Origin of the sequence: Archangium lipolyticum, from assembly GCF_024623785.1 — a bacterium.
In the GTDB taxonomy this organism is placed as follows: Bacteria; Myxococcota; Myxococcia; order Myxococcales; family Myxococcaceae; genus Archangium; species Archangium lipolyticum.
This window is the reverse complement of record NZ_JANKBZ010000001.1, coordinates 103052-115494: the sequence shown is the minus strand read 5'-3', so window position 1 is coordinate 115494 and position 12443 is coordinate 103052. Positions and strand designations below refer to the sequence as shown.

Sequence of the window (12443 nt, the reverse complement as noted above, 5' to 3'; positions counted from 1 at the left end):
CGGGAAGCATGGCCAAGAGGCTCTCCATGGCACGCTGGGCGGTTCTCCTGCTGTTCTCCTTCTTCGTGGGGTGCAGTACGCCAACGAAGGTCGTCCGCCTGGACACAGGATCAGGCGAGCCTGGCGTCTACATCCCTCGCCGAGACGTGAAGCCGATGGAACTGAGCCAAGAGGGGTTCAAGGAGGCTGTGGCGGAGCACGCCCCCTTCGTGCCAGTTGTGGAGCGTCCCCTGGTGTACGCCCGGCAGCTGTTTGGAGTGCCCGAGCGCAGCGGCTGGTTGCGGTACGAAGGGAGGAGCCGGCGACTCATTCCCTCGGAGCCGGGGAACGCCCAGGACCTGCGCCTGTTGCCCGAGGACGAGGAACTGAAGCGCTGCTACCTGCTGTGGTGCGAGCGATTGATGGCTGGCTGGTGCTGATGAAGGAAGTGGATCGAGCCACGACCTTCGACGAACTCCACGTGTCTGGAGAGAAGTTCGGAGGCACCATGGGGGAGAAGGCTGCTCGAGCGTTCGTGATGCTGGCCACGGTGGCCATGGGGAACACGGCGACGGGCATGGTAGCGACGCTGCCGAAGTTGCCTGGAGCTGGACAGGCGGCGGTGGTGGCAGAGGCGCAATTGAACATTCGCTTGACAGCCCCTGCACTGGCTCAGGTGGAGTCGGTTGCTCTTGGCGCCGAGGGCGTCACCTTCGTGCTGGCTCCCAACGCCGTGGCCATGGCGGCTCGCGACAGCTCAAGCAGCGGCGCCATAGAAAGATTCAGAGCCGGGACTTACGGTGAACTCAAGAATGCTGGCATCAAGGACGCTCACCATGTGATTCAAGATGCCGCCGTTCGAGATCTGCCTGGATATGATAGTCGTGCAGCCCCTGCTGTTGAACTGAAGGGCCCAGCGACACGCGTTGGCACTGCACACTATGAGGCGACTCAGGTTCAGCGTCAGGCCGGAGGGGGGACCTATGCTGACGAGCGCAGGATCGCCTATGAGGCCTTGCGACGCGCAGGGCTGTCTCATGAAGAGACGCAATCGCTGATTGGCCGCGCGGATGACTACTTCAAATCGATCGGCGTCACGCCATCGACACCGACCAGAATCCCCGGCAATCGATAGGAGGCCGCACTGTGGACATGAAACTGATGGCTCAAGTTCGGCGCCTGATAAAGGATCTGGCGGCGGGACGGTATGCGGAGATCGCAGCAGATGGTCGCGCAGGACGCTTGAGCGAAGCAGAGTTGAGAGCTGCTGTCGAGGAGTATGGGCGGACTCTTGTTCCCTTGCCAGATGACGTCGACATGATTGTAGATGTCTATGAGCAACCGTCTCACCCAGATGCGGTCACCCTCGATGTACCTCTGTGGACCCAGGAGGAAGGCCGCAGTGATCTGACTCTTTCGTTGACGGCGATCAAGCAGGGCGAAACCTACACAGTCGAAGTGGATGATCTGCACGTTCTTTAGTAGCCCACCGTATTCGTGACGACTGGCTCGAGACATGCACCAGGGGAGTCAGAGCCAGACGTGGGCAAAGCACGAGAGCGGGCTGGTGTTCCCCCAGGACCTCATCGCCAGCCGAGGATGGCGTTGAGTAGCGGCAGATGCACCGGAGTGCCGGGCAGCCGCAGCGGGTGCAGCTCCATCCGCAGCCCCGCCTCCGAGAAGAGCGTCTCCACCTCCGTGCGCGCCAGTGCGTGGACGGGCACTCCGAGTGAGCGCCGCAGCAGCGCCAGCCGCAGCGTGTCCATGCCACGCTCCAGCGCGGTGGGGCTCATGTCCTCGTGGACCCAGTCCCGCGTCGTCACGGCGCCGCCGGGAGTGAGCACTCGCGCCCAGCCTCCCACCACCGCGGCCCGGTCACGAGGCGGAATGAGTTGCAGCAAGAAGTCCGTCTCCACCAGCGCGAAGGAGGCGTCGGGCAGGGGCAACTGGCGCGCGTCCGCCTGGAGGAAGCGCACGCGCTCGTCTTCCCGGACCACCTCGCGTGAGCGCGCCAGCGCCTCCTCGGCGATGTCCACCACGTACACCTCGGGTCGCAGGCCATGCTCCGCCAGTGTGTCCAGGAAGGTGCGCGTCGTCCTCGCCGAGCCGGTGCCGCACAGGAGCACCCTCGCACCCGGGGCATGCAGGGGGGCCTTCGGATCGGCGAGCACCCGGGCCAGGGCCCAGCGGTAGCAGCGTCGCAGGTAACCCGAGTGCCAGGATTGCGCGGCCCAGAAGGCCGTGCGCGCGTGATAGCTGTCAGGAGCGTGCATGGAGTCGGCCCAGAAGCGGCGATGGACGATGCGGACACTGTAGTCCACACTCCGCGCCGTCCGTGCCCTTCCGCTGGCTCGGAGCATGGAGGTACGTGAAGTTGGTTTCGACGGGACTGGAGGCGCACTGGTTTCCGCTCGCGTGGAGTGGCGAGCTGGGCCGGAGCCCGATGGGAGTGAGCCTTCTCGGCAGGCGGCTCGTCCTCTTCAGGGATCGGCAGGGCAGGGCGGCGGCGTTGGAGGATTTCTGTCCCCACCGGGGTGTGTCGTTGTCCCTGGGAACGGTTCGCGACGGCACGCTGGCGTGCGCCTACCACGGCTGGCGCTTCGCCTCCGATGGCGCCTGTGTCCATGTCCCCAGTGCCACCGCCTCCACGCCTCCCGCCCGGTGCCGTGTCCCATCCTTCGCCACGGTGGAGCAGGACGGCGTGGTCTGGGTCCGGCTGGCCCAGGAGGGCGAGGCCGCTCCTCCGCGCTGGCCTCTCTGGGGCGAGCGGGGGTACTCCTTCGATGCGCTGGTGACGGACGTGGAGTGTCCGCTGCCATGGGTCGTCCAGAACTTCGTCGACTGCGCGCACACGGGCATCCTCCATCGCGGTCTCTTCCGGGGTGAGCCCTCGCGCGACATCGAGGCCCTCGTCGAGCGCCGGCCGGACGGTGTCCACGTGGAGAACCTCGGAGAGACGAACCCCGGTTCACTGGGCGCCTGGCTGCTCTCCCGGGGCTCCGGGGCCATCCGCCACACGGACACCTACCGGGCTCCGCACACCGTGGAGGTGAACTACTGGTGGGGCGAGCAGCACTTCGTCACCACCTCGGTGTGCACGCCGCTCGACGAGCGGAGGACCCGCATCTACACACGGCTGGGTGTGCGCTTCGGTCTCCTCAACCGCGTGGTGCTGGCGGCCCTGCGGCCCCTCACCGCGCGCATTCTGGCCCAGGACGTGCTCATCCTCGAGGACCAGGCGCGCCAGTTGGAGCGCTACCCGGATCGCCCGCTGGCCTCCACTCCCGCGGATCTCCCCTGTCTCTGGGTGCACGAGGTCCACCGGCAGCTCACCGGCGAGCGCTCGTCCCAGCAGGTGGAGCGTCGGCGCCGCGTCGCCTACCGGCTGTAGTCCCGGAGCCCTCAGAGGAAGGCGAGGTCGACGTACACCGGTACCTCGGGCGGACAGGTGGGCACCGGGGCGCCGCCGATGGCGAAGGTCAGGACGTGCGTGCGCATCCGGTTCGCCGGGCCTCGCACGCGCGGTGAGCCCTGGTTCTCCAGCCCGTCCTCGATGACGTTGACGATGTGCCCTCCCAGCCGGTGCGCCTCGTGGAGCAGCTGCTGGAGGGCGGGGGCGTCGAGCCGCTCGCGGACGGCGAAGGCCAGCTCCACCGTCTCGATGGGCTGGCCCGGGTAGGGGAAGGGGTTGGCCCGGGTGAGGGGCCGCAGCAGCGTCCAGGCGGCGGCCAGGGCTCGCAGGGCGGGAGTCGTTCCGCCCAACCGCAACTGGCGGGCTCGGGAGGGGTTCCACAGGGCGGCGACGAAGCGGCCGTCGGCGCGGCGGCGGAAGAAGCGCAGCTCGGGGAACATGGCGCGCGCGGCGGCCACGGCACCCGGTGGAGGCACGGGCGCGAGGAAGCGGTGGCTCCACTCCCCGGGCAGCGTCTCCAGCTCCGCGTCCGTGGGCTCCCAGGCCTCGAGCACGGGCACCCTGGGGGCCGAGGGGCGTGCCAGGAGCAGCCGGCTCGCGGTGACGAAGGTGCGCTGCACGGCGGCGCGCTGCCCGTGCTGGCCCGCCATCATGACGGACAGTGACTTGTCGTTGCCCTGGTTGATGAGGCCCCACCCCTGGTGCACGCCGCGTGAGGCACAGTGCTCGCGTACGGCGTCGAACAGGGCCCGCACCACGCCGGTTCCCCTCGCCTCGGTGGCCACGCGCAGGTCTCCGCCATGGAACAGCTCGGCGGGCCGCAGCCGTCCTCCGTCCTCCACCATGCGCCGCTCGATGCGCGCGTGTGCGAAGCCCACCAGCCGCTCTCCCCGCCAGGCGAGCACGTCGAAGCCGCTCCCGCCCAGTGAGAGCCAGGCGCTGGCGCGTCGTTCGCCACGCTGGATGACGAGCGGCAGCGGGCCACCCATGGCGGTCTCCGCCTGCAGCCGGCGCACCTGGGCCCAGTGTTCATCCGCGGAATCGGTGAGCTGGATGCGGAGGGGAGACGTCACGGCGGTGGCCTCCTTATGTGGCGGTCCCGATGCGGTCAAGCTCACACCCGGGGACAACTCGTGACGGCCCCTCCGCCGCCACTGCGCTAGAACTTCCGTCATGAGCGTCCCGTCCATCCCGTCGCCGCCGCCGCAGAACCATCGCGAGGCCCTCGGCTCGCTCCCCGAGCTCCCCCACGGCGGTCCCGAGGACCGTCTGGCTCGTGCCCGCGACTACTTCCGCGACGCCCTCGTCCGCGTCGAGGCCTTCCACCGCGACGGCGCCGCCGGCCTGTCCACCTGCCGGCTCCTCTCCGCCGCCACCGACCGGCTCATCCACGGCCTCTTCACCGAGATCGCCGCCGAGCTCCACGCGCCTCCCGATCTCGCCCTCGTCGCGCTCGGCTCCTACGGGCGCCGCGAGCTGTCTCCCCACTCGGATCTGGACCTGCTCCTCCTGCGCGGGCCCGGCGTCTCCGAGGAGGCCGTGGCTCCGCTGGCCCGTGCGTTCCCCACGCTCTTGTGGGATCTCAAGCGCGCCGTCGGCTGGAGCGCCCGCGCCCCCGAGGAGTGTCTCCGCGCCGCCGAGGCCGACCACACCGTCCGCACCGCGCTGCTCGACTCGCGCTTCCTCACCGGCGACGCCACCGTCTTCTCGCTCTTCTCCGAGGACGTCCTCCCCGAAATACTCACCCTCCACGCCGACGCCTACATCCAGGACAAGGTCCAGGAGCTGCGCTCCCGCCGCGAGCGCTATGGCGACTCCGTCTTCCTCCTCGAGCCCAACCTCAAGCAGGGCGACGGCGGCCTGCGCGATCTCGAGACGGCCCTGTGGATCGCCCGCGTGCGCTTCCGCACCCGGGGCCTCACCGGGCTCCTGCAGCAATCCATCCTCCCCGGCTCGCAGGTGACGCGCCTCAAGGCCGCCCGCGACTTCCTCCTGCGCATCCGTCACCACCTCCACTTCCTCCGCGCACGCAAGGAGGACCGGCTCACCTTCGACCTCCAGGAGGAGGTGGCGCGCTTCCTCGGCTACCAGCAGGGCCCCGTGCTGCCCGTCGAGGCCTTCATGCGCGACTACTACCTGGCCGCCAACGCCATCCGGCAGACAGCCGATGCGCTCATCTCCCGCTGCGAGGAGCTCAGCACCGGCCGGAAGCTCTCCCTCCCGTCCGAGCGCCGGATCGGCGCCTTCAAGGTGTTCCGCGGCAAGCTCACCCTCTCGGACCCGAGCCTCTTCACCCGCGAGCCCGCCTCCATCCTCGACTTCTTCCGCACCGCCGAGGAGCACGGACTGCCGCTCTACTCGTGGGCCCGCGCGCAGGTGGCGCAGGCCCTCCCGGCGCTGGAGGCCGCTCGCGCCACGCCCGCCGTGTCCGCCGCCTTCAAGGCCCTCTTCTCGCGGCCAGGTACCCGCGGCGAGCTCCTCTTCGAGCTGCATGACGCGGGGGTGCTCGGCGCCGTGGTGCCCGAGTTCGGCCGCGTCACCGCCCACCACCAGCACGACCTGTACCACGTGTACACCGTCGACGTTCACACGCTCTTCGCCGTGCGCCGCCTCTACGCCCTGCGCGCCGGAGACCTGGTGGAGCAGGAGCCCGAGCTGTCCCGCGAGATGCGCGACCTGAAGGATCCACTCCCGCTCTACCTCGGCATGCTCCTGCACGACGCGGGGAAGGGGATGGGTGGCAACCACTCGGAGAAGGGCCGGCTGTTGATGGTGGCCCTCGGCGAGCGCCTGGGCCTCTCGCCCCGCCAGCGCGAGGTGGCCGAGTTCCTCGTGAAGGACCATCTCGCGATGAGCCACACCGCCCAGCGCCGGGACTTGAGCGACCCGGCCCTCATCGCCGACTTCGCGCGCCAGGTGGGCGACGTGGAGAAGCTCACCTGTCTCTACCTCCTCACCTGGGCGGACATCAGCTCGGTGGGGCCTCGCATGTGGACGGGCTGGAAGGCCCAGCTCCTGCGCGAGCTGTACGACAAGGCCCGGGCCCACCTCGTCGGTACGGCGGCGCTCTCGGGCTCGTCTCCCTCCGAGCGTGTCCGCGAGCACTTCCATGCGCGCTGGGCCCGCGTGTCCGGCGAGCCGCGGGCGCGCGAGCTCGGGCAGGTGCTCCCCGAGCGGTACTTCCTCGGGACGGATCCAGCGCGCGCCACGCTCCACGAGCGGCTGCTCGCGTGTGCCCGGAGGCGTCCCCTGGCCGCCGCCCTGCGCCACCACCCCGAGGCCGGCTACAGCGAGCTGTCCCTCGCGGCCCGCGACAGGCCCGGTCTGCTCTCGTTGCTCGCGGGTGTGCTGTCCGCCCACCGCATCGACATCCTCTCCGCGCGCATCGTCTCCACCTCCGACGGGCTCGCGCTGGACGTCTTCGACGTGCGGCCTCCCCATGGGCTCCTGCTCGAGCGCTCGCGCTGGCGCATGGCCCGGACGGACCTCCTCCGTGTCCTCACGGGCCAGGCCTCCATCGAGGACGTGCTGCGGCGGCGCCGCTCGGGCTCGCTCCTGCAGCGGCCCCTGCCACCCGTGGCTCCCAAGGTGACGGTGGACAACCGCGCCTCCCGGGACTTCACCGTGGTGGACGTGGTGACGCAGGACCGGGTGGGCCTGCTGCACGCCATCTCCTCGGCCCTCACCCGCACGGGCGCGCAGATCGCCGTCGCCAAGGTGGCCACCGAGGCCCATCGCGCGATGGACTCGTTCTACGTCACCCGCCAGGGCGCCAAGGTCGAGGGCGCTCCGGGCGAGGCCGCGCTGGTGGCGGCGATCACCGAGGCCCTGGAGTCCCTGGAGCGCGAGGGCGCGGAGACCCGGGCGTGAGACGCCCCCGGGGCCGTCACGGACCGGCGGGCGGGAGCTCCTGGAAGGTCGATAACGCCGGCCGGCCGATCCGCCCCTTCACCGCGAGCGGCGGGTGGTGCTGAGGCTCCTGGGGCGCCTGGGGCCGGGACTTCTCGTCCTGGCCCTCCGGTGGCGCCTCCTCGTTGAGCTCGCGGAAGATGCGGCGGCCGAGCAACGCGCCCAGCACCAGCGACACCACCATCCCCACGCCGGATACCACCGTCGCCAGCGTATGGCCCTGCGCCAGGCCGCTGCCGAACTGCGCGGTGAGGAGGGTGCCGGGGACGGTTCCCAGCAGCACACCCAGCGTCAGCGGCCAGAAGCGCGCCCTGGCCGATGCCGCCGCCGCGATCATCACGTCCGTGGGCAGCAGCGGGTTGATGCACGAGAGCAGCGCGAACTTGAAGCCGTGCCGCTTCGCCACCCGGGTGATGACCGGATAACGGCTGCCCGCCATGCGCTTCATCAACCGCGTTCCCAACCAGCGAGACAACGCGAAGATCAGCAACGTGGCGAGGAAACTGCCCGCAAGTGAATAGAGCGTGGCCGCCCGGGTGCCGAAAATCATCCCACCCACGGCGGTGAACACCTGCCCGGGCAGCAGTGTCACCGGCCTCACGGCCAGGAAGAGGATGAACGCCACCGGCGCCCATTTCCCCATCGGCGCGAGGAAGGCGTGCAAATCCTTCTGGTTGATGAAGTCCGGGCCCAGCAGCCGCAGCATCGTGAGCCCCGCGATCGAGGCCAGCACGGGTGCCAGCATCCGGAGCCACATTTTCAGACCGCTACCACCACCCGTCACGCCATGCCTCCCTGGCTGGATCGGCGGGAAAGGTGGGACAGCTAACGGGAATCGGCAATGCGAACTGGTGTGTTCTTGACACTGAAGCGTCCGGGCGGGCAGGCCGTAGTCACGCCCGCCGGGACAGCGTGTACCCCCAACCCCCTGAAACCATTGGGGTTTTGGATGTGCTCTGTCCGGCGTGAACGGCTGGCGGTGTACGGAGCTTGCTTGCATCGGGGCGCTTCCGTCCCAAGTTTTCAGGCAAGGGGCACCCTCGCGGGGAAGGGGGAGTCAGTAGGAGGAGGCAAGACATGCAGCAGGACAAGGACAACAAGGGCAGCATGACGGTGGCCGAGGCGGGCCGAAAAGGCGGAGAGACCGTGCGCAACGAGCGCGGCCGGGAGTTCTACGAGACGATCGGCCGCAAGGGTGGTGCGACGGTGAAAGCCGAACGGGGCCGCTCCTTCTACGAGGAGATCGGCCGCAAGGGCGGCGAGACCGTGAAGGCCGAGCGCGGCGCGAAGTTCTACGAGGAGATCGGCAAGAAGGGGGGAGACCGGGTGAAGGCCACCCGGGGTCCGAACTTCTACGAGGAGATCGGCCGCAAGGGCGGTCAGAAGGTCAAGAAGCTCATCGAGGAGGGCAAGCGGGCGGCTCGCGCGGCCATGGAGAAGCAGCAGGAAGGCGCGGGCGCGCAGCAGGAGGAGCCGGCGTCATCTTCGGCGGCGCCTCCAGATGAGTCGTCGAGCCCAGGCCGTAGCGAGTAACGTGACGAAAGGGCCGCGGACCGGATAGACACGGGTCGTGTACCTCTTCCTCGCGTTCCTCGACCACGCGGACCAACCAGAACGGGCCATCCGGCGGCTTCGGGAGTTCGGTATCCCGGAGCCGCTGGTCTTACGGGCTCGCAGCGCCATGGCCACCCTGTCGGCCGAGGTGCCCATCTTCGCCGGCCTGCGCGGTCTCGCGCTCGGGGCGGATGAGGACCGGCTCATCCTGGTGAGCCTGATGCCTACCCTCCCCGCCGAGGAGGTGGAGCGGCTCGTCCAGCGCGTCCAACTGGAGATGGATGCGGACGACCCTCCGATGGGCCGGTTGGTGGCCCTGCCGGTGATCGGCGCCCCCATGCATCGCCGGGAGTGACGGCGCTCGCGGAGCGGTGTAAGCACCGTATCCGTGCAGGCGCTGTTCGTCTTTCTCTCCATCGCGGCGCTCTCGCTGCTGGCCTCGAGCCGGACGGTGCTGGATCCGGGCCGTTTTCCGGCCTTCGCCCAGCTGGCCGCCAGCGGCTTGCTCTTCCTCGCCTGTGGCGCGGTGTTGGGGCCTGGCTCGCTGGGCGTGCTGTCCTCGGGCGACCTGACGGCCTTGCGGCCGGTGCTCGCCCTGGGGGTCGGCGTGGCGGGCGTCATCATCGGGCTCAACCTGGAGCCCCGGCTGCTGCGGCTGCTGCCCCGGGAGGTGTACGCGGCGGCACTGGCCCACGCCGGGACGGCCTTCCTGTGGGTGGCGCTGCCCCTGGCGGGTCCGCTGCTCTTCACCATGAACCTGGCCCCCGAGGCGGCGGTGGGGGCGGCGGCGCTGTTGGGAGCGGCGGCGAGCCTGTCCTCGGGCCACTTCGCGGTGCTGGGCTACCGCAGCGGACGCATGGAGCGGCGGCGAGGGCTGTCCGTGGCGCTGCTCACCATGCTGGATGACGTGGTGGGCCTGGGGGTGCTCGCGCTGGCGCTCGTCTTCGGCGCGGCGGCCCACCCGCTGGAGGGGTTGGGCCTGGTGGCGCTCGCGCTGCTGCTGGGCATGGCGTGTGGGGGCCTGTTGTCCTTCCTCATGCACGGGCTGAACGACCAGGGCGAGCTGATGGCGGTGCTGCTGGGCGGGGTGGCGCTGGTGTCCGGGGCGGCGGCGTACCTGCGCGTGTCGGCGCTGCTGGCGGGCGTGGCCTGCGGGGCGACGCTGGCGCTGGTGGGCGGCCGGTCCGTGGAGCGGGCGGCGCGCGTGCTGGGCCGCTTCGAGCGTCCGTCGTACCTGCTCCTGGTCTTCCTGGTGGGGGCCCACGTCCAGGCGCGCGACATGATGGCCTGGGCGCTGTTGCCGGGCTTCCTGGGCCTGCGCTTCCTGGGCAAGGTGCTGGGCGGTTCGTTCGCGCAGCGCATCGCCGGGGGCACGCTGGCGCTGCCGCCGCGGCTCGGCTACGCCCTCATCGCCCAGGGAGGGCTCGCGCTGTGCCTGGTGGTGGAGTACCTGTCGCTGGTGCCTGGACCGCTGTCCCAGCGCGTCTTCGACGTGGTGGTGGCGGGGGCCGTCTTCAACGAGCTGCTCGGCAGCCGTGCGTTCCGCTACGTGCTGGAGCCAGCGGCAGTGTCGACGCGGGGAGGCGGGCCATGAAGGGCGCGCTCCTGCGGCTGTTGCTGCTGGTGGTGGTGCTGGCGGCCATCGGCCGGGCCCAGACGTGGCGCGTGGACACGGGCACGTCGGTGACGCTCGCCGCGGGGGCACTGCTGTTGTGCGGCCTGTTCGCGGGGAAGGTGGCCAAGGGGCTGGGGCTGCCCCGCCTCACGGGGTACCTGCTGGTGGGCGTGGCGGTGGGGCCCTACGCGTTGGGCTTCATCCCCGGCGCGGGCGTGAAGGGGTTGGAGCTGGTGAAGGGGCTGGCGGTGAGCCTCATCGCGCTGGTGGCGGGCACGGAGCTGCAACTGGGGCTCATCCGCCGGGTGGGGACCCGGGTGGCGGCCCTGTGCACCGCGGTGTGCGGGGTGACCTTCCTGGCCATCTTCGGGGTGCTCTTCGCGCTCAAGCCGCTGCTGCCCTTCCTCACGCCCATGACGGTGTCACAGGCCCTGGCGGTCAGCGCGCTGGTGTCCACGGTGGTGGTGTCCTTCTCGCCCACGGTGACGATCGCCATCGTGCAGGAGACGAGCGCGCGCGGCAGCTTCACCGAGTTCCTCATGGCCCTGGTCATCATCGGGGATCTGCTCGTGATGGTGGGCTTCGCCGTGGCGGCGGGCTTCACGCGGGCGAGCTTCGGTGGTGGGCTGGACGTGGGAGGGCTGCTGGGCGGGGTGGTGTGGGAGCTGTTCGGCTCGGTGCTGGTGGGGAGCGTGCTGGCGCTGGTGATGCTGCTGTACATGCGGCGGGTGAAGCACGAGCTGCCGCTCTTCCTGGTGGCGCTGGGCTTCGTGTCGGCCGAGGCCGGCGCGCACCTGCACCTGTCACCGCTGCTGGTGTCGCTGGCGGCCGGGGCGCTGATCGCCAACCTGGACGAGCGCGAGGGCGAGCGCATCCACCACGCCATCCAGCGCGCGGGGCTGCCCGTCTTCGCGCTCTTCTTCGCCGCGGCGGGGGCGGGGCTCAAGCTGGACGCGCTCGTGACGGTGGGGCCGGCGGCCCTGCTGCTGGTGGCGCTGCGCGCGCTGGCCATCTACGGCTCGTGCCGGCGCTTCGCCCCTCCAGAGGATCCCCGTTTGCGCCGCTACCTGTGGATGGGGCTCATCTCGCAGGCGGGCGTCACCTTCGGGCTGGCGGCGCTCATCTCTCGAACCTTCCCGGACTTCGGGCCGCAGGTGGAGGTGCTCATCGTGGCGATGATCACCGCCCACGAGCTGATCGGCCCCGTCCTCACCCGGCGTGCCCTCCAGCGGAGTGGGGAGATACACTCCGATGAGGCGCAGGGAACGGCCTGACGGAGTCACACCATGGCGGCAGCGCCCATCATCGAGGTGAACGCGGATCACCCGCAGCCGAGGCACCTGCAGCGCGCGGTGGAGGTGCTCTCCAGCGGAGGGGTGATCGCCTACCCGACGGACACCTACTACGGCCTGGGGTGCGACCTGGGGTCGAAGAAGGGTGTCGAGCGGCTGTACCAGCTCAAGGGGCGGGACCGGAAGAAGCCGCTGTCCTTCCTGTGCCCGGACCTGTCGGACGTGGCGAAGTACGCGCACGTGAGCAACTTCGCATACCGGACGATGAAGAGCCTGACGCCTGGGGCCTTCACGTTCGTGCTCGAGGCCACGCGGCTGGTGCCCGAGGTGATGATGTCGAAGCAGAAGCAGGTGGGCATCCGCGTGCCGGACTCGGGGCTGGCGAGGGCGCTGGCGGCGGCCCTGGGGCGGCCCATCGTGACGACCTCGGCCACGAACGAAGAGGGCGAGCCGCTCATCGACGCCAGGGACATCAAGGACGTCCTGGGGCACGGGTTGGATCTCATCCTGGATGGAGGGGTGAGGCTGATGGAGCCCTCGACGGTGGTGTCGCTGATCGGCGATCAGATCGAGGTGCTGCGGCAGGGCAAGGGCCAGCTGGACTGAGGTTTCGCATGCTCCCTCTCCCTCTGGGAGAGGGCGGGGGGTGAGGGTCTTCCGGAAGATTGCCGGATCCCGTCTC

11 protein-coding genes and 1 pseudogene are annotated in these 12443 nt (G+C 70.0%); 9 read left to right on the top strand and 3 right to left on the bottom strand.

The features are described from left to right. Positions 1–26 precede the first annotated feature (26 nt). Together NR810_RS53000 and NR810_RS00430 are read left to right on the top strand one after the other, a co-directional pair. Positions 27–751 (top strand): annotated as a pseudogene (locus NR810_RS53000) (AHH domain-containing protein); the annotation flags it as partial. Between the two features lie 380 nt (positions 752–1131). Beyond that, positions 1132–1461 carry a DUF7668 domain-containing protein gene (locus NR810_RS00430; RefSeq protein WP_257446096.1) on the top strand — a complete coding sequence of 110 codons (330 nt, stop codon included), beginning with the start codon at positions 1132–1134 and terminating at the stop codon, positions 1459–1461. 101 nt (positions 1462–1562) lie between these two features. Here NR810_RS00430 and NR810_RS00425 read toward each other — a convergent pair whose 3' ends face one another. Further along, positions 1563–2300, bottom strand: a complete 738-nt coding sequence (locus tag NR810_RS00425) for a class I SAM-dependent methyltransferase (protein ID WP_257446093.1) — start codon at positions 2298–2300, stop codon at positions 1563–1565. A 47-nt stretch (positions 2301–2347) separates the two neighbouring features. On the opposite strand from NR810_RS00425, the gene NR810_RS00420 reads away from it, so the two are divergent. Next, positions 2348–3370: an aromatic ring-hydroxylating oxygenase subunit alpha gene (locus NR810_RS00420; RefSeq protein ID WP_257446091.1), complete on the top strand. Its 1023-nt coding sequence runs from the start codon at positions 2348–2350 to the stop codon at positions 3368–3370. An 11-nt stretch (positions 3371–3381) separates the two neighbouring features. On the opposite strand, the gene NR810_RS00415 is transcribed toward NR810_RS00420, so the two are convergent. Further along, on the bottom strand, positions 3382–4464 hold the full coding sequence (locus NR810_RS00415; protein ID WP_257446088.1) for a GNAT family N-acetyltransferase: 1083 nt from the start codon (positions 4462–4464) through the stop codon (positions 3382–3384). A gap of 100 nt (positions 4465–4564) precedes the next feature. On the opposite strand from NR810_RS00415, the gene glnD reads away from it, so the two are divergent. Further along, positions 4565–7261 (top strand): [protein-PII] uridylyltransferase, encoded by a 2697-nt coding sequence (glnD, locus tag NR810_RS00410; RefSeq protein ID WP_257446085.1) that lies wholly within the window; start codon positions 4565–4567, stop codon positions 7259–7261. Between the two features lie 16 nt (positions 7262–7277). Here the strand turns inward: glnD and NR810_RS00405 are convergent, their stop codons facing one another. Then, the gene (locus tag NR810_RS00405) at positions 7278–8045 is read right to left on the bottom strand and encodes a TVP38/TMEM64 family protein (RefSeq protein ID WP_257446083.1); all 768 of its coding nucleotides are present in this window, start codon (positions 8043–8045) and stop codon (positions 7278–7280) included. 332 nt (positions 8046–8377) lie between these two features. Between NR810_RS00405 and NR810_RS00400 the strand changes: the two genes are divergently transcribed. Genes NR810_RS00400 through NR810_RS00380 form a run of 5 tightly spaced genes read left to right on the top strand, consistent with a single transcriptional unit; the run spans position 8378 to position 12367 of the window. Beyond that, a complete protein-coding gene (locus tag NR810_RS00400; protein WP_257446080.1) occupies positions 8378–8833 on the top strand; it encodes a general stress protein in 456 nt (151 codons plus the stop codon). A gap of 37 nt (positions 8834–8870) precedes the next feature. Then, positions 8871–9209 (top strand): hypothetical protein, encoded by a 339-nt coding sequence (locus tag NR810_RS00395; protein ID WP_257446077.1) that lies wholly within the window; start codon positions 8871–8873, stop codon positions 9207–9209. A gap of 33 nt (positions 9210–9242) precedes the next feature. Continuing rightward, positions 9243–10448, top strand: a complete 1206-nt coding sequence (locus NR810_RS00390; RefSeq protein ID WP_257446074.1) for a cation:proton antiporter — start codon at positions 9243–9245, stop codon at positions 10446–10448. Further along, entirely contained in the window at positions 10445–11743 is a 1299-nt protein-coding gene (locus NR810_RS00385; protein ID WP_257446071.1) for a cation:proton antiporter, read from the top strand. Before NR810_RS00390 ends, NR810_RS00385 begins: the two co-directional genes overlap by 4 nt. Before the next feature lie 12 nt (positions 11744–11755). Then, positions 11756–12367 (top strand): L-threonylcarbamoyladenylate synthase, encoded by a 612-nt coding sequence (locus tag NR810_RS00380; protein WP_257446068.1) that lies wholly within the window; start codon positions 11756–11758, stop codon positions 12365–12367. The last annotated feature ends 76 nt before the right edge of the window (positions 12368–12443 follow it).